This window comes from Flavobacterium sp. RHBU_3, from assembly GCF_046613565.1.
In the GTDB taxonomy this organism is placed as follows: domain Bacteria; phylum Bacteroidota; class Bacteroidia; order Flavobacteriales; family Flavobacteriaceae; genus Flavobacterium.
Genome location: NZ_JBKJHC010000009.1, coordinates 184,938 through 208,346, shown reverse-complemented (window position 1 = coordinate 208,346; position 23,409 = coordinate 184,938). Strand labels below are relative to the sequence as shown.

Sequence of the window (23,409 nt, the reverse complement as noted above, 5' to 3'; positions counted from 1 at the left end):
AGCATGCAGCATTTACCTATAAACATAATAGTAACCGGGGCGGGCGGACAACTGGGCCAGGCGCTCCAGAAAGCGGCCCCTGCGCATGCGGGACTTCAGTTTCATTTCTTTGGTTCGGCCGAAACCGATATTACAAATAAGGAAAGCATTGATGCCGTTTTTAAAGCCATTAAGCCTCAGTACTGTATTAATACAGCCGCTTATACTGCTGTAGATAAAGCGGAAAGCGAGCCTGAAAAGGCTTATGATATTAATGTAACGGGTGCTAAAAACCTGGCAGAAGCTTGTAATGACTATAATGCTACACTTATCCATATAAGTACAGATTTTGTTTTTAACGGAGAAGGCAAAAAGCCTTATACCGAAGAAGATGAACCCAACCCGACTTCTGTATACGGAAAAACAAAACTGGAAGGAGAGAAAGCCATTGCCCAGGTATGTTACCAGTACTATATAATTCGTACGGCGTGGGTATATTCAGAATTTGCAAATAATTTTATGAAAACCATGCTGAGGTTAGCGGCAGACCGCACCAGCCTCAGTGTTGTAAATGACCAGGAGGGTACACCTACAAATGCTAATGACCTTGCCGAAGCTTTATTACATATCATAGAACATGATAATAAAGCATATGGTATTTATCATTACAGCAATGAAGGCGAAACCACATGGTACGGTTTTGCTGCCGGTATATTTGAATTGAATAATGTTTTAATAAATTTACAGCCTATCCCCTCTGCTGATTATCCCACACCGGCCAAAAGGCCTGCTTATAGTGTACTTGATAAGAGCAAGATTAAACAAACCTTCGGGTTGTTTGTACCAGACTGGGTAAGCAGTTTAAAAAAATGCTCTGAGAATGCCAAACACAGCCATAATAATACCGTGTTATAACGAAGAGTTACGACTTAACTTTAATAAAATTCAGGAGTTGCATGGTTCTGCCGATGCAGATATTTATCTGTGTAATGATGGTAGTACAGATAAAACCCTTCAACTGATTAACACTTTTGCAGAAAAGCTGCCGAGGTGTTTTGTTATTAATTTTGAAGAAAACACCGGTAAAGCCAACACGATTTTTAGGGCAGCTAACCAAATTCTTGAAAAAGGGGATTATACCCACCTAGGGTATTTTGATGCCGATTTTTCTACCCCGGTTAGCGAAATTAACAGGATGTTAGCTCATGTAAACGTACACCCTGAAACGTTTATACTGGGATCCAGGGTACAGCTTTTAAACTACCATATAAACAGAAAAAACTACAGGCATTACATAGGGCGAATAATAATTACCATAGCAAACTTTAAGCTTGATTTGGGAATTTATGATACCCAGTGCGGTGCCAAAATTTTTCCGGTTAGCATAGCGCGAGAAGCTTTTGAAAAACCGTTTATGACCTCGTGGCTGTTTGATATGGAAATTTTCCTGAGGCTAAAAAACAAGGACCTGCTTAAGAAAGGGCAAGAATTTCCATTACTTGAATGGACAGATGTAGACGGATCTAAACTAAGCTGGAAAAGCGCGTTTAAAATTTTTAAAGAACTATACCAACTATCAAAGCTATGATTAACAAACCCGGCCCTCTCCTTTAGAGTATATTGATAAATTATATTTATCCTACATGATTTAATGTAGGTCTGCAATCTTTAATTATGAAAAAAAAAATTGACAAACTGCTATTACCAGCTATAATAATCTTGGCGAGCTTTCTAAGATTTTTTAGGCTTGATTACCAAAGTTTATGGATGGATGAAATATTTACATTAAATATAACGGATCCATCACTGAATACTAAAGAGTTTTTAAATGCGATTGAAACTACAGAGGGTTTTCCATATCTGTATTACTTCTTTTTACGGGCATTTTATACTGTAGCAGGTTATTCTGCAGCAGTAGCAAGGATACCCTCTGCTATAGCGGGTGTTTTGGCAATATATGTTATTTATTTACTGGTAAAGGAAATATATAATAAGCAGGCAGGTATTATAGCAGCTTTACTTTTAGCAATAAATGAGTTTGGCATCCATTATTCTCAGGAAGCCCGGTCTTACAATTTGTACTTGTTAGCAACTTTGTTCAGTTTTTACAGGCTTAGTATTTTTATTAAGAAGCCAGATTTTAAGACGACCATGTGGTATGCTATTTCGGGTATTTTATTACTCAACCTTAGTTTTTTTGGGGCAATAAATTTCTTCTCTCAATATGTGGTATTAGTTGTTATATATATGTATTCAGCAAATATTGAAAGAAAAAAAATATCCCGATATGGATTAATAGCTGGTGTTATATCAGTAGCTTTCTTTTTGCCAAATTATAGAATATTAAAGAAAATGTTTTCGGTAAAATCTTTCTGGATTGGCCCGCCACAACAAGATTCCTTAAAAAATATTTTCTGTGAAATATTTGGAGGATTTGAGTTAGAGTATTTCGTTATTTTATTGTTAATTATCTATTATTTTGTGTTTTTATTTAGAAAAGGACAGGAGATATTAGATAAGACAAAGATTATAAAAGATCAGGATGTTTTTAGTGCAATATTACTTTCATCTTGGTTTGTAATTTTTGTATTGATAATGCTAATCAAATCTTATATCGGACCATCATTGCTAATAAGTAGATATTTTATAAGCATTGTTCCGGTTTTTATTATTGTGGTAGCTATAAGCATCAGTAATATTAATATAAAGTTTCTAAGAAACGGAGTACTCTCAGTATTAACTCTGCTCATATGTGTAAATATAGTTATCATTAAAAAATACTACACTTCTAAGTTTAAATCTCAATACAGGGAAGTTTCTCAGTTTATTGAAAAAAATAATAAAGATCATTCAACAGTATATACTTCGCTCAAAGGAATGTTTGATTTTTATCTTGATAATAAAGAATTAAAAACAAATTTACAGGAAACTACTTTAGATAATTTTATAGAAGCTATGGCGGCAGATTCTACAAAAATAAAACCTTTTTGGTATGCCGATGCCCACGTAAGACCATTTAATGTTTCAGAAAATAACAAAGAATTTCTAAATAAATATTTTTCCTTGGCGGAAAATTTTGAAGGTTATGATGCTTGGACTCATTATTACGTTTTAAATGACGGGCGTATTGAGGAAATATCATCTACCAAACTGGAAGACCTGAAAAAAAAGGAATCAGGTATAACTTACAATTTTGATGAATTTATAGACGATGGCAAAGAGTTAAAAGCAAGTGGGTGGGCTTTTGTTAAAGGACACGATGCTACAAATTTTCAGGTAAGTATTATACTGATGGATCCCGTAAGAGGCATAAAACTTAAAACACAACAGGTAATGAGGAACGATGTAACTGTATTTATGGCATCGCCGTATAATTTAGATAACTCAGGTTTTTTGTGTCATTTACCTCTACAGGATTTACCTAAAGCAAATTATAAAGTAGGGATTTACATTAAAAATAAATCTGATGGTTCAGATTATCTTGTCACCACAGATAAGAATGTTATTGTAAAATAGCTATTGGTGAGGATAACGATAAAATTAATTTTATGTATGAAGGGTTGATAGGTATTCCGTAATTATTGAAATATAATTACATTTGTGCACCTTAAACTTTTAAACGGAAGAATATAAATGAAACTTAATCATGTACTTGTAGCATTTGTCTGTGCTGCTTTTTTGGTTGGCTGTAAGCAGGAAAAGACGGAAACGAAGCACGAAAGCGCTATTATAGAAGAGATAACCAATGTAAGGATTGTGCTTGAAATGGTTGTAAAAAAAGAGGATAATTTTCAGGTTTTTTACAGTGAAATTCCAGGTGAAGGATATACACAGGAGCAAAGTAAAATTATAAATGTAAAAGGTAGTGACAGTCCACAAAAAATAGTATTTAACCTTAGTGATGAGCTGCATCCTGCCAGTTTCAGGCTTGATTTTGGAGATAATAAACAACAAGAGCCAATGGAAATAAAGTCATTTGAGTTTGAGTACTTCGGTAAAAAGTTTACAGCTAAAGGGACTGAATTCTTTAAGTATTTTACGGTAAACGAATCTTTAGTGGCAGATACGTCTAAAGCTATTTTAACGCCGCAAACAGCTAAAAAAGACTACGACCCGCAGTGCTATTCTACAGAGCCTATGCTACAGGCTATACATGGTATGGTACCTCATTAGGATAAACAAAATATTTTTTAAGAGCCCGCTCATCAATTTTGGTGGACGGGCTTTTTTATTTTTGCAGGGGCAGGTTAGTTTTTTATAAAAAAATCTAACTTTGTTGCTCTCCATCATAAGGAATATACTTATACGCATGAACAAAACCAATACTGAAGCAACGGGAGCCTTCCCAAAGATTAATGTTATATTTCGTTCTTGCGATGTTGTTACCGCCGTACACCATGCCCCAAGGCCGTTTAACCTGGACAAGCTTACCCTTATAAAAATTTGCTTTAAAAGCCTTTATGATGCATTACAGGGGTATAACTACCACATTGTGGTTTTGGGCGATAAGATATCTGATAATCTGAGGAACTTTTTCCAGCAACATAATGTAGAACTTATAGAGGGCAGTTTTGGTAACGATGCCTCTATACGCGAAACCGTGAAGATAGCCCAACGCTTTCCGGATGATGAGTGGGTGTATTTTTGTGAAGACGACTACCTGCATACACCCGATGCCATAAAAAAGATAAACACACTTTTGCAGGAAAGAGAATCTATAGTTCCGGCGAGTATAAAATTTAAGCGCAGGCTGCGAAAAAGGGAAATCACTTTATTGTCGGTTCCACGTTTTATTAACAAGCCCGATATAGTTGTATTCCCTGCAGATTACCCGGACAGGTACGAGCAGGCATACAGCGCGCGCGATTTTATATTCCATACATCAGACAGCCACTGGAGGCAGATATCTGATGTAACCTTTACCTTTATTATGAGGGCAGGTACGGTAAAACAAAAGGCAGCATTGCTTAACAAGGCTTCGCACAGGGCAAATGACCGGCTGTTGAGTAAAAAACTCTTTGGTAAGTCATTTTTTACCATAAACAATATCCTTGGCCTTTCGCCCATGCCCGGGGTGGCTACACACATGCATACACAAACCATGTCGCCGCTTGCAGACTGGGAAACCATAGTACAAAAATACCTAAACGAACTGGGGATACATGCTTAAAAAGCTTTTACAAAACGAAACGCTTAACCATATTATAGTAAAAGGCGGTATCACCTTTGGGCTGCGTATGCTGTCTATGGTGCTTAGTTTTGGTTCCATGTGGTTTATGACGCACCTTTTCGGAAATGCTTTTTACGGAGTATACTCATTGTCGCTCACTATTATGCAGCTTACAGCATTGCTGTTCGGGCTGGGGCTTTCGGCATCATTTATTAGTTTTACAGGTGCTTTTTCAGATGAGGCGCTATGCAGGGGGTTATTAATAAAATGTTTACGTCTTGCATTGCTGGCTGCCATTTTGCCTGCGATTATTTTTATTTTTGGTTCGGGTTTTATATCAGCAACAGTATTTGATAAACCTAATATTTACCCTTATTTACAGTATATAGCCATAGGCATGCCGGCGCTGGTACTGCACGAGCTAATATGCTATTATTTTTTATCGGTAAAAAAAATAGTAACCTATGGCATATTCATTTTTTTACTGCCTAATCTGCTGTTTTTCATTTTACTGCTGGTTATTTATTTCGGAGGTATACCACACTTTTACGGTTTTCCTGCTTTCGCAGCAGCTTATGTACTTACGGTAATAGCAGGCCTGCTCATTATATTTTTGCCCGGAGTGAGCATTAAGTACCCTGATTTTACATTCTCGGTGCTACTGAAAAAATCAGTACCCATGATGGTTGGCGGAATTTTTCTTACTCTGCTAAACTGGACCGACATACTTATGCTGGGGCGCTATGCCAGCGAAAAAGACATAGGCATATATAATAATGCTTTCCGCCTGGGATACCTTTCGTTGTTTTTTGTGGCAAGCATGAATGCTATTATTGCACCCAAGGTTTCGGAGCTTTTTTATCAGCAAAACTTTGCCGAAATGAAAAAGGTAATAAACCGCAGTACACAGCTGGTTATAGCCCTTACATTGCCGCTTTGTCTTATTCTTATTTTTATGGGGAAACCTTTATTGGGAATTTTTGGACAAGAAAACGTATCAGGCGCTACTACGCTTACCCTGATTACCTTGGGCGGTTTGTACAATGCCATGACCGGTAATGTAGACATGATACTGAACATGACCGGTAATCAGAAACTTGCCAGTTATATTTTTTTTGGCGGGTTTGTAATAAATGTATTGCTTAACCTGTACCTTATACCGGCTTACGGTATAGAAGGCGCAGCGGGTGCAAGCCTTATATGTAACATTATAGTAAACACGGTTTTTGTAATTGTAATAAAGAAGAAACTCGGTTTTTATACTTTTGTTTAAAGCCCTGTGTGCATACAGCTATGGATATACAACTCTCAGTAATTATTGTAAACTATAACGGTCAACGGTTTTTTAAAGATTGTTTTACGTCTTTAACTACCGGTCTTAGCGGTATAGCCTATGAAGTTATAGTGGTAGACAATAATTCTTCAGACGAAAGTTGTGCTTACCTAAAACAATATTATCCTGAAGTTGTGCTTATAGAATCTGCCGTAAACCTTGGTTTTGGTGGAGGAAATAATGAGGGTGTAAAGAATGCTAAGGGAAAATATTTACTGCTGCTGAATAACGATACCATATTACAGGACAATATTTTGGGGCTTCTTAAAGTTTTAGAGCAGGATGCTTCTGTGGGTGCCATAGGTATAAATATGCTGAATGGCGAAGGCAGATACCTAAAGGCTGCCGGAAATTTTCCGTCGCCATTAAACCTGTTTCGCATTAAGAACATTTTTTGGCTCGGAGCCGATTTTCGCAATGGCGACTTTAAGAAAGATGTGTATGAGGTAGACTGGATTACCGGCTCTTTTATGCTGATGCCAAAAAAGGTTTATGAAAAAGCAGGAGGGTTTGACGAAGATTATTTCCTGTATGTAGAGGATGTAGACTTATGCAGGCGCATTGCTTATGCCGGATATAAACGTATCTTTATGCCCCGTTACAATTATATACACTTTGTGGGATATAACAGTGCGAAGGATCCGCTGGTAATACGCGGATATGAGCTGTACATACAAAAACATTCAAAAGGTATATACAAGCTGCTGATGCAGTTTTCATTGAATATAAACAAATTAGTAAAAAGGATTAAGAAGCTTAAATGAAAATAGCTGCACATAAATTTTATACGGCATTGTTTGTAATAGTGCTGTTGCTACAGCTTTATCTTCCTTCTTTTAAGGCTAATATCTTGTTCCAGTTAACTGTTGTGGGTGTACTTTGTGTTATAGACAACCATACGTTTTCTATACGGTTCCTAAAAATGCTGGTGCCGTTTGTAGCACTCTTCTTTATAGGTTTTTTGGCCACTTTGCTTAACCGGTACCACCTGTACAACATACTTAAAGATATTTTCCACTTCCTTAAACCTATAACCGGTTTGCTGCTGGGATACATGATTTTTCGTCGCATAAATAATTTCCACTTATTTATTAAGGGTATTGTTATAGCGGGTATAGCCTCATCTCTTATACACTTGTATATAGTTTTTGTTGTTATTGGTTTTACAACCTCATTAGAGGTACTTCGCGAATTAACAAAAGATAATTTTCTCGACCTGTTTGCGCTGTTCTTACTACTGTATTACAAAAGGTTTTCAGGGCACAGCATTTTTCAGAGCAAAATTATATGGCAGGCTTGTTTTGCACTATTGTTAGTTTCTTCAATACTATACTTTTCCAGGACAATGGTTATCCTTGTCTTACTACTTGTATTAACGGCGCATGGATTAACCCGTATAACCGCTACGGCAATTAAGTATATTACTATAGTATTGGTGCTATTTGCAGGCCTGTTTATTTATTTGCAAAACACGCCCATAAAGCGTGCATCAAAAGGATTTGAGCGTTTTTTATACAAAGTAAAAGAAGCGCCTGCCGAAATAATGAAAACCCATGTAGACCGTGAAAATCACCGCGACCTTTGGGATCACTGGCGCGCTTATGAAGCAAAGAGGGCGTATGTGCTTATGGAAGAAAAGCCGTATAGCTTTTTGTTTGGTACGGGGCACGGATCGTTAGTAGACCTTAAGTTCTATGCACCACTTACAGGTAGGGGTAATAAAGGTATGCGCTATATATCTGAGTTGCATAATGGTTACATGTACATGTTTTATAAAACCGGTATTATAGGGCTTGTTATATACTTAACAGTGCTTTTCCGGTGGTATAAATACATTTACAGGGATGATAATTTTAATACCATAATTATTTCAGGTATAGCATTTTTCTATATACTGTCTACACTTACGATCTCCGGAATGTACAACGGACGCGACATTATAATTTTTATACTAGGTGGTGCTTTGTTTTATAACGAAACACTTTCCTTAAAAAAGACTGAAAATGGAACAGCATAAACCGTTAAAGATTTTTGTAGACTGCCATGTTTTTGACGGTACTTTTCAGGGGACTACCACATACCTTAGGGGGATATATACCGAAATGGTAAAAGAAAAGGATATAGCCTTTTACTTTGCCGCATCGGACACAGACCGACTGAAGGAGATTTTCGGTACTGCCGAAAATATTCATTATTTACAGTACAAAAAGCACAATAAGTTTTACCGTTTACTGGTAGACATACCCGGCATGATTAAAGAGCATAAAATAGATTATGCTCATTTTCAGTACATAGTACCTCCGGTAAAGTATTGCCGTTACATAGTGTCGCTGCACGATGTAATATTTATGGAATACCCGGAGTATTTTCCGGCAGCTTACAGGTTAAAAAACGGTTTACTCTTTAAAGCCAGTGCAAAGAAGGCTGATATACTGCTTACAATATCAGAATATTCGCGTACGCAGATTAAAAAGCATTTTGGGTTAGATAGTCATGGTATTACAGTAAACACTGCCGATGCTGTTTTCTTTGAGCCATATAAGAAAGCCGAGGTACAGCAGCAGGTACAACAAAAATTCGGGATTAGTGATTACTGGTTGTTTGTAAGCCGCCGCGAGCCGCGCAAAAACCACCACGGCCTGCTAAAAGCTTTTTATGAAGGAGGTTTTTATAAACAATACAGTTTGGTCCTTGTGGGCGATAACGCCATTAAAAATGAAGAATTTGAAAGGCTTTATGATGCTCTTCCTGAAGAAGTAAAACAAAAAGTATTTTCATTCAGCAGAGTAGGGTTTAATGACATGCTGCTTATGCTGCGTGGCGCTTCGCTTTCAGTTTATCCATCCATTGCCGAAGGCTTTGGTATACCACCGCTTGAGGCAGCAGCCGCAGGTATTCCTGTGGCCTGTTCGGGTGCCACGGCCATGTCCGATTTTACATTTCTTGGAAATGCATTGTTCGACCCATACAGTACTGCCGATATGATAGAAAAAATAAACTATGCGCTGGCACACCCAAACCCGGGCCTTAGTGCACAAGTACACCAAAAATACTCTTGGGTACATGCCGCGCAGGTATTGCTTAAGCTTGTAAGGCAGTGCATTAAAACCGATTAAATAAATTACATTTGCACTGATACAAAATTTGCGATGAAAATAGCTATAGTAGGAACCAGGGGAATACCTAACCATTACAGTGGTTTTGAGCAGTTTGCGGAGTATTTTTCGGTATACCTTGCCGAAAAAGGACACGATGTATACGTGTACAACTCGCACAACCACCCCTATCAGGAAAAAACATTTAAGGGCGTAAACCTTATACATAAACACGACCCCGAATATAAGTACGGCACCTTTGGCCAGTTTATATACGACTATAACTGTATAAAAGATTCGCACAAGCACAATTTTGATGTGTTGCTGCAGTTGGGTTACACCAGTAACTCGGTATGGTTTTTTATGCTGCCAAAGAAACCGGTAACCATAACCAATATGGACGGACTGGAGTGGAAACGCTCTAAGTACTCAAAGCCGGTACAGCAGTTCCTTAAATTTGCAGAAAGGCTTGCAGCTGTAAGCAGTGATTTCCTTGTGGCCGACTCGCTGGGTATACAATCATTCCTTAAAAAGAAATACAATAAGGACAGCTGCTATATACCGTATGGCGCCCACCCGTTTAATAATCCTGATGACAGCATCCTGAAGGATTATAATGTGGAAAAGGGTAACTACCACATGATTATAGCCCGTTTTGAACCCGAAAACAACATAGACATGGTGTTGCAGGGCATAGTAGAATCTGGAGATAAAACAACCATACTGGTGGTGGGTACACATACCACTAAGCACGGCGAATACCTTAAGGCTAAATATAAAGAACATACCCACATCCGTTTTACCGGGGGTATTTTTAATATAAGTTTTTTAAATAATCTGCGTTATTACTCAAACCTGTATTTCCACGGGCACTCGGTAGGCGGTACAAACCCGTCGTTACTTGAGGCTATGGCCAGCAGGGCTTTTATTTTGGCACATAATAACGATTTTAACCGGGGTATACTTAAAGATAACTCGTATTATTTTTCTAACAGTGCCGAGGTGGCTTCGCTGGTAAGCAGCCTTAAAAAGGAAGACAACCTGCACATGGTAGAAAATAATTATAATGCAATAGTTCAGGATTTTAACTGGGATAAAGTTAATGGGCAATATTTACAATTTTTCGAGGAATGCCTTGCTGAAAAGAATAGGGCTCACGCCGGGTAAAAAGCTCCTCATATTTCTTATTTCGCTTACAGCACTAACCATACCCATGGCGTATGTGTACAACAGTATTGCTGTAATACTTTTTGTAGCCTGCTCATTGCTTTCGGCGCGCAAAACGGATTTTTCCATAAAGTTCTCTATAGCGCTTCCGATGGCTTTGTTTTTACTTATGGCGCTGTCGGTAAGCTGGTCTGTAAACGCGCACCAAAGTGTAAAGGCACTGGGTAAAGAGGCATCGCTTATTTTTATTCCTATAGCTTTTATGGTAAACAGCCGCCTTAGTGGGCGCAGCGTAGATGCCATACTAAAAAACTACAGCCTGGGCATGTGTGTTATAGGTATAGGTTTCCTTGTTAGGGCATTTATACGTTTTGCACAAACCGGTAATACAGAGGTGTTCTTTTACCACGAGCTTTCTACGTTTGATGTAAATGCCATTTACCTTTCGGTATTGTTTTCTATGGCTTTTATCATCTTCCTGGCTAAGGAAACCAAAACTTTTTGGGGCTACGGTGCCATGGGGTTCCTGTTGCTTTTTATCTTCCTTTTGTCGTCTAAAAACCTCATTATTATAAACCTGCTCATTGTAGTGCTGTATTACACTGCATACTCGGGTTTTTCAAGAAAGGTAAAAACAGCATCGCTGCTCACCTTCCTTGTGCTTTTTTTGGTGTTTGGTTATTTTGGCAAGATACATGAAAGGTTTATGCACGAGCTTGAGGTAGACCAGGCCATTACAGAGCAGGGTGTACATGTGGTTACCCTTAAGGAAGCTGCTACCCGAGATAAGTTTGATGCTAACTGCTACTTTAACGGTACGGCTTTTCGCACGTATCAGGCACGTATTTTTACCGAAATGCTTAATGAAGACGGTATACTGCTTACCGGTTACGGCCTTAGTGGCAGCAAACAAAAAATAGAACAAAAAGGTATAGAGCACAACATATACCATGAGAGCGATGCACTGATGCCGTACAACAAGATGAATTTCCATAATCAGTATATAGAAGTATTTGCAGATTTGGGTATTATGGGATTTGTGCTTGTAGTACTTATGCTGCTTGTAAATCTTAAAAACGGTATACAAAGCAAATATTTTGTACACATTGCTTTCGCAATTTTGATGATAAGCGTATTTTTGACCGAATCATTCATATGGAGGCAAAGGGGAGTAGTGTTTTTTACCCTTTTCTATTGCATATTTAATACCATGCAGCCTTTTGCCCAGCGCAGGGCAGCGCTTAAAGCAGCCGAAGTATGATGATAGTGAAAACCGGTGCTGCGGCATCAATTAATTATGGAAGAGATTATTGAACAGAGATACACCGCTATGCACGGAACCGAAACACAAGGTTATTCAAGGTACATAAGGCTTTTCAATATCACATTCGACCTGCTGATAATAAACCTTATATTTCCCTTTGTTTTTGCGGGTCAAAACCTTAATAACTCGCACTTTGGCATGTACATAAACGTGTGCTGGGGTGGCATAGCTTATTTTTCAGGGTTTTATGAAGTGTACCGTTATACCGGCATAGTGCAGGTAATTTCTAAGCTGGTGCGACAGGGAGTATTGTTTGTACTGGTTAGCATAGCTTTTTTTCCGTTTGCAAAAAACACCACTTTTGTTGCCGAAAACTTAATTACCTATACTGCCAGCGTACTGGGACTGGTAACACTTTTTAAAATAGGGCTGTTTTATTACCTGAAACAATACCGCATAGCTACCGGCAGTAATTACCGTAACGTAATTATTATAGGGCATTCACAGCAGGCTGTAAAGCTTAAAGATTTTTTTGAAACCTCTAAAGACTTCGGTTACCACTTTAAAGGCTTTTTTTCAGACAGGAAAGGCCAGCAGGGCATAACAGGCGGTACGGCGGCTGTAAAACAGTATGTGCTTGATAATAGCATAGACGAGGTATACTGCTCTCTTAGTGAAGTTACCGACAGGCAACTGAAAAACCTTGTAGAGTTTGCCGATGATAACAACGTTACCATAAAGTTTATACCCGATACGCGTGAAATATTTTCCAAAAACCTGCGTATAGACCATTATGAAATGTTTCCGGTGCTTTCATTGCGCAAAACGGCCCTGCATGAGCCCAGTGCCCAAATTGTAAAGCGTCTTTTTGATATTGCCTTCTCGCTTACTGTATTTATACTGCTGCTGTCGTGGCTTACGCCGCTTATGGCATTGCTTATAAAACTGGAATCGCGTGGGCCGGTATTCTTTAAGCAAAGCCGACCGGGACTGAACGAAAAAGAGTTTTTCTGCTGGAAGTTCCGTTCTATGCAAATAAACGAAACAACCGAAAAATCAGTTACCAAGAACGATCCGCGTGTTACCCGTGTGGGTAAGTTTATCCGTAAAACGAGTATTGACGAGCTTCCGCAGTTTCTTAATGTGCTGCGAGGCGAAATGAGCATAGTGGGGCCGCGTCCGCACTTATGGACGCAGAACAACCTGTATGGACAGCGTATAAAAAAATATATGGTGCGCCTGTATGTAAAGCCGGGTATTACAGGGCTGGCACAGGTAAGGGGATGCCGTGGCGAAATAGCTACGGATGTTGACATGATAAACCGTATTAAGTATGATGTATTTTATATAGAGAACTGGTCTATGCTACTCGATTTTAAAATCATTGTACAAACGGTTGTAAACATTTTTATGGGCGAGGAGAAAGCCTACTAAAAATGCTACCTTTGCAAACAGAAACATAAACACACAATCTGATACTCATGAACATTCTACTTCTTGGTTCTGGCGGAAGAGAACATGCACTTGCATGGAAAATGCTGCAAAGCCCGCTGTGCGATACCCTTTTTGTAGCACCCGGTAATGCCGGTACAGCAGGTATAGCCACTAACCTTGCCGTGAACCCTACGGATTTTGATGCCGTAAAAAATGCCGTACTTACTAATAATGTAGATATGGTAGTTGTAGGCCCCGAAGACCCTTTGGTTAAAGGTGTATACGACTTTTTTAAGAACGATGCACAGCTGGCAAATATTCCGGTTATAGGGCCGTCTCAGTACGGAGCCCAGCTGGAAGGCAGCAAGGAATTTGCTAAAAAGTTCCTTATAAAAAATAATATCCCTACAGCAGCATACGATAGTTTTACAAAAGAAACTGTTGAAGAAGGCTGTAAGTTCCTGGAAACACTAAAAGCACCTTACGTGCTTAAAGCCGATGGCCTTGCTGCCGGTAAAGGTGTGCTTATACTTGCCGACCTTGAGGAAGCAAAACAGGAGCTGCGCAATATGCTTGTGGATGCTAAGTTTGGCGATGCAAGTGCTAAGGTAGTTATAGAAGAATTTCTTGACGGAATAGAGCTTAGTGTTTTTGTACTAACCGATGGTATTAACTACAAGCTGCTTCCTACCGCAAAAGACTATAAGCGCATAGGTGAAGGCGATACCGGCCTTAATACCGGTGGTATGGGTGCTGTAAGCCCGGTGCCGTTTGCCGATGCTGAGTTTATGGAAAAAATAGAAACCCGTATTGTAAAACCTACTATAGAGGGCCTTAAAGCCGATAATATAGACTATAAAGGCTTTGTGTTTATAGGGCTTATAAAAGTGGGCAACGATCCGTTTGTAATAGAATACAACGTGCGTATGGGCGACCCAGAGACCGAGGTGGTAATACCAAGGCTTAAGAGTGATCTTGTAGAGATTTTTGTAGCCATGAGCCAGCAAAAACTTAACGAAGTGGCCTTTGAAATAGACGAGCGCAGCGCTACAACCGTTATGGTGGTAAGTGGCGGATACCCGGAAGATTATGAAAAAGGTAAAGTAATTACAGGCCTTGAAAATGTAGAAGGCAGTATAGCATTCCATGCCGGTACTACGCTGAAAGATGGCGAGGTAGTAACCGCTGGTGGCCGTGTAATAGCCGTAACATCATACGATAATGACTTTAGGGAAGCCATAAAAAAATCTTACCAAAATATAGAAAAACTACATTTTGATAAGATGTATTATAGGAAGGATATCGGCTTCGACCTGTAATTAAGACAGGAATGAGTGAGCAGTAGTATCCTGATCGTCGTCGTTATTTGCTTTAAATATTGTAAGCTGTTTTAGCCAGTAAACAAAAGCTACACAGCAAATGATAATAAATATAAAAGTAATGGTGTTTGCAGCCCACCAGCTCTTTAGTTCAAGCTTGCGAAAAAAGTCCAGCGGAATGAAAAGGAAGTCTGTAAACAGCGAACCAAGGCCTTCAAAAAATGCTTTCATTATGTTTGAAATGTATTATATTAATAAGTAACAGTCACAAAAGTATAAAATAACCGCATGCTGGCAAATATTTTTAGTAAAACAAGGCCTATAAATTACGTTTTACTGGGCGTTACCCTGATTTTGTTCTATGGGTTGCTCCTGGTAAGGGATTTGGCCTGGCTGAACGACCCTATTAAACTGGGCGAAAAAGCCGGTTTACTGCTGTTGTTGTGTGCCTCGGTATTGCTTGTAGGATTTATTACCCTGCGCAATAACCTTAGTAAGGCAAACAGCTATGCGGTGCTGTTGTTTATATTGTTTTACATACTGTTTCCTACCACGCTTGTTAATGCAAGGATTATTGTGGCAAGCTTTTTTTTACTGCTGGCCATGCGCAGGCTTATATCATTACAATCGCTCATTTCACCTAAAGAAAAAATATTTGATGCTGCCTTTTGGATACTGGCAGCATCAATTTTCCATTTTTGGTGTATTATATACCTGGTATTGGTGTTTGTGTCTATTGTATTTCACGTGGCACGCGACTACCGAAACTGGCTTATACCGTTTATAGCACTGGTAGCGGTTACGGTTATTTATGTCATGGGCGGCCTCATGATAGGTCACAACCTGTTTGACCACCTGTTTGATGAAATGGTGCCCAGCTTTGATTTTACCTATTTCGAAAATATATATCAAAACATAGCCCTTTCGCTTTATGCGGCTATTGCGGCACTATTGGTGTTTCCGTATGTGGTATCTATAAGCAGTAAGCCGCTAAACATGCAGGCCAGCCACAAAAAGGTACTGTATTCGTTTTTAATAGGTGTAGGTATTTATATTCTTAGTAATCACAAAAACAACAGTTTACTCATCTTTACATTTGCACCACTGGCTATTATGGGAGCAAATTTTATAGAAAGCCAAAAAAGCGACTGGACCCGCGAAGCCATAGTGTGCAGCATAGCGGTAATAGCGTTTTTTATTTTCTTTGTGCAGTTGTAAAGATTAATAACGAGGTTTCTGCTTAGTGCCCCTGAAACTAACAATCTGGATTTGGTTTTTCTTTAAATTGACCTTGTAAATCAAATAATTGTTCTTATCAATAATTGCTTTATGGGCAGTTTTTAATCTGGATGATTTCGGAAAGAGCTCAGGATTATAAACGATTTTTGATAATACATCTCTAATGTTATTTTCAAGATTAATTATCTCCCTCTGTGTCCAATTTTTTTTTTGAGATAATTTACAACTTTGGTAACTCCTTTAATTGCATCATCAGTCCATAAAATTTTTAATGCCATTTATCAAAAATTTTCATGACTTCTTCATGGGGTATTAAATTACCTTTGTCTGCCTCTGCAATACTGGATTCTATTTCTGCAATTTCTTCCTCACTCAATTCATAAGCCCAGTCATATCCTTTTTTATACGATTTTAATACAATCTCCAGTTTATCCATTAGGCTTTCGTCTACATTGGCTAACTCTTGTATAAAATGATATTTTCTTGCTGCTAAATCCATGACACATATCTTAATATGAACAAATATACGAAAATGATCTAATCGCAGTTGTTTTGATTTATAGCTTTTTAAAACAAGATTGTTCTTGAGAAAATCACTACAACTTCACCCCATACGCTAAGTCTCCGGCATCGCCCAGTCCCGGTACTATGTATTTCTTCTCGTTCAGGTGGCTGTCCACGTCGGCTATCCACAGGTGGAAGTTATCGGGCAGGTTATTTTGAAGAAATTCTATTCCCTCGGGTGCTGCAATAACCACAGCGATGTGCACTGCTGCGGGGCTTTCGTTTTCCAGCAGTTTATGGCAGGCCGCCTGTAGGCTTAGGCCGGTAGCCAGCATAGGGTCGGCTATAATAACCGTTTTATCTGTAAGCGAAGGCGCTGCCTTGTATTCCGTTACAATATCAAAATAATCGTCGTTATTCGGATGGTGGCGAAAAGCCGATATAAATCCGTTTTCGGCATCGTCAAAAAACGAAATCAAGCCTTCGTGCAGTGCCAGTCCGGCGCGTAGTACGCTGGTTACCAAAATACCCTGCTGTATTTTTTCTGATTTTTTTGTACCCAGAGGAGTTGTTACCTCATGTGGGGCATACGGTAATGACTTGCTTATTTCATACGCCATTATTTCGCCTATGCGGTGCACGTTTTTGCGGAAACGCATACTGTCTTTTTGCACGGTAACATCGCGTAGCTGACATAGAAAGTGCTTTAAAATACTGTTGTTTTCTGATAAAATATGAACCTGCATTTTGCGAAAAAATTTGTATTGGCGTTATAAAAGTATTAAAACTATATTTGTAAAAAAATAAAAAGTATGTTTTCAGGATTTGCATTTCCTATTTTCGAACAAAGTATAAAAGACTATCACGTTCACGACAGTATAGATCAGCCTATTAATAACCCATACGACAAAGGCCAGATAGAGCACCTGTTGTATGCTAAAAACTGGGTAGATACCGTACAATGGCATTATGAAGACATAGTACGCGACCCGAACATAGACCCGGTAGCAGCACTGGACCTGAAGCGTAAAATAGACGCCAGCAACCAGGTACGTACTGATATGGTAGAGTACATAGACAGCTATTTCCTGGATAAATATAAAGATGTACAGCCTAAGGCTACTGCCAAGATAAACTCTGAAAGCCCTGCATGGGCCATAGACCGCCTTTCTATCCTGGCGCTTAAAATATACCACATGGCAGAAGAGGCTAACCGCCCCGATGCAAGCGAAGAGCACCGTGCTAAATGCCAGGAAAAACTAAACGTACTGCTGGAGCAGAAAAAAGACCTTAGCACAGCTATAGACGACCTGCTTGCCGATATAGAAAGCGGCGACAAGTACATGAAAGTGTACAAGCAGATGAAAATGTACAACGACGAGGAACTTAACCCGGTACTATACCAGGGTAAGAAGTAATATACCAGTATAAGGCCTCCCTGCGTAGCGGGGAGGTTTTATATTTTTAACAGCATCCTGCACAGGTGCCTTTAACATAAGACCGACCACTTATGTCCCCCACAAAAAATAAACACTACAAACACCTGCTGATACTGCGCTTTTCGGCTATGGGCGATGTTGCCATGACGGTACCCGTGCTGCATGCGCTGGTACAGCAACACCCTAACGTACACGTTACGGTAGTATCACGAAAGAATTTTAAGCCGTTTTTTGATGGTATTCCGCATGTAAGCTTTTATTCCGCAGATTTTAATAAGCACCACAAAGGTTTTATGGGACTTATTAAGCTGTATAAGGAACTTAAGGCACTGCATATTTATGCCGTAGCCGACCTGCACAATGTACTTCGGTCTAAGGTAATTGCTAAGTTTTTTGCCTGGAGAGGAAAAAAAACAGCAACCATAGACAAGCTTCGCAACGAACAGAAAGCACTTACTGCGGCTAACAATAAGAACTTTGAACCATTACCCCGCATAGTATACCGCCATGCCGACGTATTGGCGCAGTTGGGTTTCCCTGTAAAGCTTGACGAAACGGCTCTGTTACCGAAGCCCGCGCTGAATGATGAAATAAAGCAATACAGCGGCTCGAAAGCAGGTACATGGATAGGCATAGCACCTTTTGCACAGCATAAAGGCAAGGTATACCCGGCAGACCTGATGCAGGAAGTTATAGATGCCTTGGCCAAAAGGCCTGGAACAAAACTGTTCCTTTTTGGCGGAAGCCGTGATGAAGCCCACAAGCTGAAGAAAATGGCAAATGACCGCGAGAATATAGTGGTTATAGCGGGAGGGAAGCTTACCCTGAAACAGGAATTACAGATAATAAGCAACCTTAACCTGATGATAAGCATGGACAGCGCTAACGGACACATGGCAGCCATGTATGGTGTGCCGGTAGTTACGCTTTGGGGCGCTACGCATCCGTACTCAGGATTTGTGCCGTATAACCAGCCGTTGTTTAATTCTATTACAGCAAACAGGGAACAGTACCCGTTACTGCCCACATCGGTATACGGAAATAAAGAAGTACCCGGCTATGAAGATGCCATGCGTACCATAACCCCACAAATGGTAGTAGATAAAGTAGAAGAGTTATTAATGCGTTAATTTGTTTATTCGTGGATTTGTCAATTTGAATTCCGAGTGAGTGAAGCTTCGAATTAACGCATTAACAAATCCACGAATAAACTATCCACATTATAAAAAAGTCCGTGAAGATAATACTCCGCGGACTTTTTAATATTATGGTTTTCAACTTTACGACTCTCTATACGTCGTCAAAATCAACATATAATTCTTCTGATGTAGGGTGTGCCTGGCAGGCAAGTATAAGGCCTTCGGCAATTTCGCCATCAGTAAGTATAGCGTTTTTCTTCATCTCTGCCGAACCTGATTTTATACGGCACATACAGCTGCTGCAAATACCACCCTGACAAGAGTATGGCGCATCTACACCCTGTTTCAGGGCTGCATCCAGTACGGTAATTTCTTTTGGCATTAAAAAGGTAGTTTCTTCATCGTCTACCAGAACGGTAACCTTGGTTTGTCCGCTTAGGTCGGTTTCTATTTTTTTCTCGGCTATAGGCGTAGAAAACAGTTCAAACTTAATGTTCTTTTCCGGTACGTTGTGCTCTTTAAGTACATCGTTTATGGTAAGTATCATTTCTTCAGGGCCGCAAAGGTAGAATTTGGCAAACTCCTTTTCCTTATGCTTGTTGTTCAGTACAAAGTTTACCGCAGCACGCTCTATACGCCCAAAAAGCGATTCGCCTGCATGGGCGCGGCTGTACACAAAATGTACAAAGAAACGGCCAAGGTATTCTTCCTGCAGCTGTATAAGCTGGCTGTGGAAAATAGTATCTTCGGGGGTTTTGTTACCGTAAACCAGCACAAAAGTACTTTCCGGCTCATGTATTAGTACTGATTGCAGTATGCTCATTACCGGGGTAATACCGCTACCTGCTGCAAACGCCGCATAGTTACGCTGCCTTTCCGGTTTAGGTTCAAAGGTAAAACGCCCTTCGGGTACGCCCACTTCCATAGTGTCTCCTATGGCAAGCTTTTCGTTGGCAAAAGCCGAGAAACCGCCTGTTTTTACAGCCTTAATAGCTACACGAAGTTCGCCGCTACCGGGAGCAGAACAGATAGAATATGCCTTGCGCACTTCCTGCCCTTCGTAGTGGGTTTTTATGTTGATGTATTGTCCGGCTGAAAAGTTGTAAATATCAGCCAGGTTTTCAGGTATGCCAAAGGCTATAGAAACCGCATGGGGAGTTTCCCTGCGGATGTCTTTTATGATTAGAGGATAAAATGTTGACATCTTCTGTTTGTTAATTATTGCAAAAATACAGATTATGGCATGAGTAATTAAGCTTAGGTTAAAAAATATATACCTAAGAATGTTATACATAAGTTTTTTATGTATACATTTGCCCTACCCAATATCAGCACATGAAAAACTCACAGTTATATAAAGGTAGCCTTAACACCATAATAATGAAGCTCCTGGAAGAAAACAGCCGTATGTACGGGTACGAGATTACCCAAAAAGTAAAGCAGATTACCCAGGGCGAACTGAACATTACCGAGGGTGCGCTGTACCCGGCACTGCACAAGCTGGAAGCCGATGGCGTACTTAGCGTAGAGGTAGAGCGTGTAGACAACCGCCTGCGCAAATACTATAAACTAACCGAGCACGGACAGAGGGAAACAGTTAACCGCCTTGCCGAGCTGGAAGAGTTTATACGCAATATGCAAACGCTGGTAAACCCGGCACCAAACCCCGACCTTCAGTTTTAATCAATCAATTTTATATACCATGCCACAACTTACAAACCAGCAAATCCATTTTATAGACGACTATCTTGAGAAAATAGGAGTAGTTTACGAAGACATCCGTTTTGAAATGACCGACCATGTTGCCACCGCACTGGAGAATCAGGAAGGTGATTTTATGAAAAACTTTATAGATTTTATGCTACAGCATAAGGAGGAACTATTGCTGCAAAGTAAGGCTTTTGCTAATATGGCTGCCAAGCGTGCCCTTAAGCTTTTTGGACATACGCTGATAAGCCCCTACATGCTTGCCGCCTTAGCGGTAATAGGTTTTGCTTCATATAGACTGTATGTGAGTTATGGGCTTGAAGTTGCAAAAAACAGCCTTCAGATTACGTTTTCAGTGCTCTTTTTTCTGGCTGTTTTTCCGGCAGCTATAGCAGTGATTACAAAGCGAAGAGGATATTCGGTAGCACACAAGGCTATAAACGGTCCGGGGCTGATGTTGTATATGTTAATGCTAATAATAAACCCGCCGCTAAAGCACACGCAGCCATGGGTAATATTAAGTGTATTCTCTGTGTTTTTAGTATATGTATTGACCATGCATGTTACCCGTTACAGGCTTAACAGGCAATATAAATCGAATTATGCAGCATAAACTCAACGCCGAACAAATACAGTTTATAGATACCTACCTGAAAAATTCGGGAGTAGAGTATGTAGATATTCGTTTTGAAATGACAGACCACGTTGCTACTGCGCTCGAGGAGGAGGAAGGTGATTTTATGGAGCACTTTAAAAGATATATGATTTACCATAAGCGCAATTTACTATCGGGTAACCGCAGGTTTAAACAACTTGCTGTAAAACGTGCTACAGCCGAGCTGGTGAAGACATTGTTCCAATATTGGGTACTGCCTGCTCTTTTAATTTTGGTGTTTGGCACGCATTACTTTTTTGCTGATATTAACCTGTCTGACGCTGCCTGCTATCTGCGCATACTGTTTTTTGCGGCTTATTTTACAGGCATGGCTGTATCGTACAATAAGGGTAAATACTCGGTTACTTCAAAATTGTATGGCGTATGTGGCTTAGTACTGTACTATGCAGGTATGATAGTTGCGCCCGAACGCCTTATCCCGAACCTGTGGGTGGTATTTACAATTTACTCGGTTATTATCCTTATGGGGTGTGCCCTAAGCATAACGGCTATAAGGTTACATAAACAATACAAAACCCGCTATGCTGCATAAAAAATTAACCGCACAGCATATAGAACTGTTGTACAACTTTGTGCAGGATAATGGCGTGCCGTATTACGACCTGCAAACAGAGCTGGTAGACCACCTGGCTAACGACATAGAAAGCCAGTGGGAGTATAACCAAAACCCGGATTTTGAAGTGGCGCTGAGGGCTGCCTATTCAGGATTTTCCAAGGATGGTTTTCCATATCTGGTAAAGCTCAGGAAAGAGGCATTAGGCAAGCGCTATGCAAAGCTAGTAACCAAAGGGTTTATAGCCTTTTTTACTCCTCCGGCTATTATTGCCACTATAGCACTGTTTTTCGCATGGTATTATCTTTTTAAGTTTGATAAGCAAATCTTTGGGATGGTCTTTGCTGCTATGCAGGGTGCCATTTTTTTAAGGGTTTTTTATCAGCGAAACAAGATAAAGAAGAAAGCGGCGGCATCGGGGCGCAAATGGCTTTTTGAAGAAATTATTCATAACAGCATTTTTGTGTTGGCCTATATGGGTTTCGCGTATCAGGTAACCCAGTTTTGTTTTATGAAGTATACGCCTGATTATATTACCTATGCGCTTCCGGTGGTGGTTACACTGCTTACCCTAAACAACTATATAGGGGTTTTTATGATTCCGAAAAAAGCCGATGCATATTTAAAACAAACGTACCCGGAATACACGCCTGTGTAATAAAGCAGAAAATGAAGATGGAGACACTGACACCACAGCAAATAGACCATTTGTATGCGTTTACCAAAAAGCACTACATAGAATATTACGACCTGCAAACCGAGCTGGTAGACCACCTGGCCAATGCCATAGAGCAACGCTGGGCAACAGAACCCAACGTGTCTTTTGAGGACGCTTTGCAGGCGGAGTTTAAAAAGTTTGGTGTTTTCGGGTTTACGGAACTTGCCGAAAAGCGGGAAGGCGTACTGAAAAAGAAATATCATAAACTGGCGTGGGGGTACGCCAAAGACTTTTTAAAATTGCCCAAAATACTGCTTTCGCTTAGCCTCGTGGTAGTGTTTTATTACATTTTTAAAAGTGAACCGATAATGATGGACTTACTGCTGGTATCGGGAATGTTGTTTTTTGCAGTAAACTATGTGGTATTACGGTACCGTTATGGCCTAAAAGTGCATAGAACCGGTAAGGCATGGCTTTTTGAAAATATTATTTTTAAGTGCGCCGGATTTGGTTTTCCGGTGTATGTGCCTATTAATACGGTAACTATATTTTTTAGGGGGAAAAATCCCGAGGCAGCACTGATAATTAATGCGGTGCTCTTTACTATTATAGTGGTGTATTACTACATTATGCTGTATGTAATGCCTTCGCGCGCCGAACAGCATTTGAGGGAGACCTACCCGGAGTACGCATTTGAAAATGTTGCACAAAAAGTGTAACAATCAGGGTGGTG

At 39.9% G+C, this 23,409-nt stretch carries 25 protein-coding genes; 21 read left to right on the top strand and 4 right to left on the bottom strand.

Features of this window, described 5'->3' with window-relative positions:
- Positions 1-3: 3 nt before the first annotated feature.
- From rfbD to purD, 13 genes are all read left to right on the top strand, one after another.
- On the top strand, positions 4-894 hold the full coding sequence (rfbD, locus tag ACLI1A_RS14065) for a dTDP-4-dehydrorhamnose reductase (RefSeq protein ID WP_411409313.1): 891 nt from the start codon (positions 4-6) through the stop codon (positions 892-894).
- Positions 860-1,567, top strand: coding sequence for a glycosyltransferase (locus tag ACLI1A_RS14060; RefSeq protein ID WP_411409312.1), 708 nt, complete (start codon positions 860-862; stop codon positions 1,565-1,567). The genes rfbD and ACLI1A_RS14060 overlap by 35 nt, the downstream gene beginning before the upstream one ends.
- Before the next feature lie 86 nt (positions 1,568-1,653).
- Positions 1,654-3,495 (top strand): glycosyltransferase family 39 protein, encoded by a 1,842-nt coding sequence (locus tag ACLI1A_RS14055; RefSeq protein WP_411409311.1) that lies wholly within the window; start codon positions 1,654-1,656, stop codon positions 3,493-3,495.
- A 117-nt stretch (positions 3,496-3,612) separates the two neighbouring features.
- Positions 3,613-4,152 carry a hypothetical protein gene (locus tag ACLI1A_RS14050; RefSeq protein ID WP_411409310.1) on the top strand — a complete coding sequence of 180 codons (540 nt, stop codon included), beginning with the start codon at positions 3,613-3,615 and terminating at the stop codon, positions 4,150-4,152.
- Between the two features lie 136 nt (positions 4,153-4,288).
- Positions 4,289-5,149, top strand: a complete 861-nt coding sequence (locus ACLI1A_RS14045; protein WP_411409309.1) for a hypothetical protein — start codon at positions 4,289-4,291, stop codon at positions 5,147-5,149.
- Positions 5,142-6,422, top strand: a complete 1,281-nt coding sequence (locus ACLI1A_RS14040; RefSeq protein ID WP_411409308.1) for a flippase — start codon at positions 5,142-5,144, stop codon at positions 6,420-6,422. The genes ACLI1A_RS14045 and ACLI1A_RS14040 overlap by 8 nt, the downstream gene beginning before the upstream one ends.
- A gap of 20 nt (positions 6,423-6,442) precedes the next feature.
- Positions 6,443-7,246, top strand: coding sequence for a glycosyltransferase family 2 protein (locus ACLI1A_RS14035; RefSeq protein WP_411409307.1), 804 nt, complete (start codon positions 6,443-6,445; stop codon positions 7,244-7,246).
- Positions 7,243-8,499: an O-antigen ligase family protein gene (locus ACLI1A_RS14030; RefSeq protein ID WP_411409306.1), complete on the top strand. Its 1,257-nt coding sequence runs from the start codon at positions 7,243-7,245 to the stop codon at positions 8,497-8,499. The genes ACLI1A_RS14035 and ACLI1A_RS14030 overlap by 4 nt, the downstream gene beginning before the upstream one ends.
- A complete protein-coding gene (locus tag ACLI1A_RS14025) occupies positions 8,486-9,598 on the top strand; it encodes a glycosyltransferase family 4 protein (RefSeq protein ID WP_411409305.1) in 1,113 nt (370 codons plus the stop codon). Before ACLI1A_RS14030 ends, ACLI1A_RS14025 begins: the two co-directional genes overlap by 14 nt.
- Positions 9,599-9,631: 33 nt before the next feature.
- Positions 9,632-10,744 carry a DUF1972 domain-containing protein gene (locus ACLI1A_RS14020; RefSeq protein ID WP_411409304.1) on the top strand — a complete coding sequence of 371 codons (1,113 nt, stop codon included), beginning with the start codon at positions 9,632-9,634 and terminating at the stop codon, positions 10,742-10,744.
- A complete protein-coding gene (locus tag ACLI1A_RS14015; protein WP_411409303.1) occupies positions 10,713-12,005 on the top strand; it encodes an O-antigen ligase family protein in 1,293 nt (430 codons plus the stop codon). The genes ACLI1A_RS14020 and ACLI1A_RS14015 overlap by 32 nt, the downstream gene beginning before the upstream one ends.
- 36 nt (positions 12,006-12,041) lie before the next feature.
- A complete protein-coding gene (locus tag ACLI1A_RS14010) occupies positions 12,042-13,442 on the top strand; it encodes an undecaprenyl-phosphate glucose phosphotransferase (RefSeq protein ID WP_411409302.1) in 1,401 nt (466 codons plus the stop codon).
- A gap of 47 nt (positions 13,443-13,489) precedes the next feature.
- Complete coding sequence (gene purD, locus ACLI1A_RS14005; RefSeq protein ID WP_411409301.1) at positions 13,490-14,761, top strand: phosphoribosylamine--glycine ligase; 1,272 nt, start codon at positions 13,490-13,492, stop codon at positions 14,759-14,761.
- Here the strand turns inward: purD and ACLI1A_RS14000 are convergent, their stop codons facing one another.
- On the bottom strand, positions 14,762-14,992 hold the full coding sequence (locus ACLI1A_RS14000; RefSeq protein ID WP_411409300.1) for a DUF6341 family protein: 231 nt from the start codon (positions 14,990-14,992) through the stop codon (positions 14,762-14,764). It abuts the gene before it with no gap.
- A 57-nt stretch (positions 14,993-15,049) separates the two neighbouring features.
- Here ACLI1A_RS14000 and ACLI1A_RS13995 point away from each other — a divergent pair, with 57 nt between their 5' ends.
- On the top strand, positions 15,050-15,979 hold the full coding sequence (locus tag ACLI1A_RS13995; RefSeq protein ID WP_411409299.1) for a DUF6427 family protein: 930 nt from the start codon (positions 15,050-15,052) through the stop codon (positions 15,977-15,979).
- Between the two features lie 289 nt (positions 15,980-16,268).
- On the opposite strand, the gene ACLI1A_RS13990 is transcribed toward ACLI1A_RS13995, so the two are convergent.
- A complete protein-coding gene (locus ACLI1A_RS13990) occupies positions 16,269-16,499 on the bottom strand; it encodes a hypothetical protein (RefSeq protein WP_411409298.1) in 231 nt (76 codons plus the stop codon).
- A gap of 97 nt (positions 16,500-16,596) precedes the next feature.
- The gene (gene upp / locus ACLI1A_RS13985) at positions 16,597-17,250 is read right to left on the bottom strand and encodes a uracil phosphoribosyltransferase (RefSeq protein ID WP_411409297.1); all 654 of its coding nucleotides are present in this window, start codon (positions 17,248-17,250) and stop codon (positions 16,597-16,599) included.
- Between the two features lie 66 nt (positions 17,251-17,316).
- Between upp and ACLI1A_RS13980 the strand changes: the two genes are divergently transcribed.
- Together ACLI1A_RS13980 and ACLI1A_RS13975 are read left to right on the top strand one after the other, a co-directional pair.
- Positions 17,317-17,922: a DUF4254 domain-containing protein gene (locus ACLI1A_RS13980; protein WP_411409296.1), complete on the top strand. Its 606-nt coding sequence runs from the start codon at positions 17,317-17,319 to the stop codon at positions 17,920-17,922.
- 92 nt (positions 17,923-18,014) lie between these two features.
- A complete protein-coding gene (locus ACLI1A_RS13975; RefSeq protein WP_411409295.1) occupies positions 18,015-19,073 on the top strand; it encodes a glycosyltransferase family 9 protein in 1,059 nt (352 codons plus the stop codon).
- A 160-nt stretch (positions 19,074-19,233) separates the two neighbouring features.
- On the opposite strand, the gene ACLI1A_RS13970 is transcribed toward ACLI1A_RS13975, so the two are convergent.
- Positions 19,234-20,286, bottom strand: a complete 1,053-nt coding sequence (locus ACLI1A_RS13970) for a 2Fe-2S iron-sulfur cluster-binding protein (protein ID WP_411409294.1) — start codon at positions 20,284-20,286, stop codon at positions 19,234-19,236.
- 131 nt (positions 20,287-20,417) lie between these two features.
- On the opposite strand from ACLI1A_RS13970, the gene ACLI1A_RS13965 reads away from it, so the two are divergent.
- From ACLI1A_RS13965 to ACLI1A_RS13945, 5 genes are read left to right on the top strand one after another with little or no spacing between them, the layout of a single operon-like run.
- On the top strand, positions 20,418-20,765 hold the full coding sequence (locus ACLI1A_RS13965) for a PadR family transcriptional regulator (protein WP_411409293.1): 348 nt from the start codon (positions 20,418-20,420) through the stop codon (positions 20,763-20,765).
- A 19-nt stretch (positions 20,766-20,784) separates the two neighbouring features.
- Complete coding sequence (locus ACLI1A_RS13960; protein ID WP_411409292.1) at positions 20,785-21,402, top strand: hypothetical protein; 618 nt, start codon at positions 20,785-20,787, stop codon at positions 21,400-21,402.
- The gene (locus ACLI1A_RS13955) at positions 21,392-21,997 is read left to right on the top strand and encodes a hypothetical protein (RefSeq protein ID WP_411409291.1); all 606 of its coding nucleotides are present in this window, start codon (positions 21,392-21,394) and stop codon (positions 21,995-21,997) included. Before ACLI1A_RS13960 ends, ACLI1A_RS13955 begins: the two co-directional genes overlap by 11 nt.
- Complete coding sequence (locus ACLI1A_RS13950; RefSeq protein WP_411409290.1) at positions 21,987-22,676, top strand: hypothetical protein; 690 nt, start codon at positions 21,987-21,989, stop codon at positions 22,674-22,676. Before ACLI1A_RS13955 ends, ACLI1A_RS13950 begins: the two co-directional genes overlap by 11 nt.
- A 17-nt stretch (positions 22,677-22,693) precedes the next feature.
- Positions 22,694-23,395 (top strand): hypothetical protein, encoded by a 702-nt coding sequence (locus ACLI1A_RS13945; RefSeq protein WP_411409289.1) that lies wholly within the window; start codon positions 22,694-22,696, stop codon positions 23,393-23,395.
- Positions 23,396-23,409 lie beyond the last annotated feature (14 nt).

What these genes read in the sequence shown, in the direction of transcription:
- ACLI1A_RS14025 (WP_411409305.1), top strand. Translation starts at nt 8,486, where the DNA reads ATGGAACAGCATAAACCGTTAAAGATTTTTGTAGACTGCCATGTTTTT.
- ACLI1A_RS13950 (WP_411409290.1), top strand. Translation starts at nt 21,987, where the DNA reads ATGCTGCATAAAAAATTAACCGCACAGCATATAGAACTGTTGTACAAC.
- ACLI1A_RS13980 (WP_411409296.1), top strand. Translation starts at nt 17,317, where the DNA reads ATGTTTTCAGGATTTGCATTTCCTATTTTCGAACAAAGTATAAAAGAC.
- ACLI1A_RS14035 (WP_411409307.1), top strand. Translation starts at nt 6,443, where the DNA reads ATGGATATACAACTCTCAGTAATTATTGTAAACTATAACGGTCAACGG.
- ACLI1A_RS13945 (WP_411409289.1), top strand. Translation starts at nt 22,694, where the DNA reads ATGGAGACACTGACACCACAGCAAATAGACCATTTGTATGCGTTTACC.
- ACLI1A_RS14030 (WP_411409306.1), top strand. Translation starts at nt 7,243, where the DNA reads ATGAAAATAGCTGCACATAAATTTTATACGGCATTGTTTGTAATAGTG.
- ACLI1A_RS13960 (WP_411409292.1), top strand. Translation starts at nt 20,785, where the DNA reads ATGCCACAACTTACAAACCAGCAAATCCATTTTATAGACGACTATCTT.
- ACLI1A_RS14000 (WP_411409300.1), bottom strand. Translation starts at nt 14,992, where the DNA reads ATGAAAGCATTTTTTGAAGGCCTTGGTTCGCTGTTTACAGACTTCCTT.
- ACLI1A_RS14040 (WP_411409308.1), top strand. Translation starts at nt 5,142, where the DNA reads ATGCTTAAAAAGCTTTTACAAAACGAAACGCTTAACCATATTATAGTA.
- ACLI1A_RS14050 (WP_411409310.1), top strand. Translation starts at nt 3,613, where the DNA reads ATGAAACTTAATCATGTACTTGTAGCATTTGTCTGTGCTGCTTTTTTG.
- ACLI1A_RS14045 (WP_411409309.1), top strand. Translation starts at nt 4,289, where the DNA reads ATGAACAAAACCAATACTGAAGCAACGGGAGCCTTCCCAAAGATTAAT.
- rfbD (WP_411409313.1), top strand. Translation starts at nt 4, where the DNA reads ATGCAGCATTTACCTATAAACATAATAGTAACCGGGGCGGGCGGACAA.
- ACLI1A_RS13965 (WP_411409293.1), top strand. Translation starts at nt 20,418, where the DNA reads ATGAAAAACTCACAGTTATATAAAGGTAGCCTTAACACCATAATAATG.
- purD (WP_411409301.1), top strand. Translation starts at nt 13,490, where the DNA reads ATGAACATTCTACTTCTTGGTTCTGGCGGAAGAGAACATGCACTTGCA.
- ACLI1A_RS14020 (WP_411409304.1), top strand. Translation starts at nt 9,632, where the DNA reads ATGAAAATAGCTATAGTAGGAACCAGGGGAATACCTAACCATTACAGT.
- ACLI1A_RS14055 (WP_411409311.1), top strand. Translation starts at nt 1,654, where the DNA reads ATGAAAAAAAAAATTGACAAACTGCTATTACCAGCTATAATAATCTTG.
- ACLI1A_RS13995 (WP_411409299.1), top strand. Translation starts at nt 15,050, where the DNA reads ATGCTGGCAAATATTTTTAGTAAAACAAGGCCTATAAATTACGTTTTA.
- ACLI1A_RS13990 (WP_411409298.1), bottom strand. Translation starts at nt 16,499, where the DNA reads ATGGATTTAGCAGCAAGAAAATATCATTTTATACAAGAGTTAGCCAAT.
- ACLI1A_RS13970 (WP_411409294.1), bottom strand. Translation starts at nt 20,286, where the DNA reads ATGTCAACATTTTATCCTCTAATCATAAAAGACATCCGCAGGGAAACT.
- upp (WP_411409297.1), bottom strand. Translation starts at nt 17,250, where the DNA reads ATGCAGGTTCATATTTTATCAGAAAACAACAGTATTTTAAAGCACTTT.
- ACLI1A_RS14010 (WP_411409302.1), top strand. Translation starts at nt 12,042, where the DNA reads ATGGAAGAGATTATTGAACAGAGATACACCGCTATGCACGGAACCGAA.
- ACLI1A_RS14060 (WP_411409312.1), top strand. Translation starts at nt 860, where the DNA reads ATGCCAAACACAGCCATAATAATACCGTGTTATAACGAAGAGTTACGA.
- ACLI1A_RS13975 (WP_411409295.1), top strand. Translation starts at nt 18,015, where the DNA reads ATGTCCCCCACAAAAAATAAACACTACAAACACCTGCTGATACTGCGC.
- ACLI1A_RS13955 (WP_411409291.1), top strand. Translation starts at nt 21,392, where the DNA reads ATGCAGCATAAACTCAACGCCGAACAAATACAGTTTATAGATACCTAC.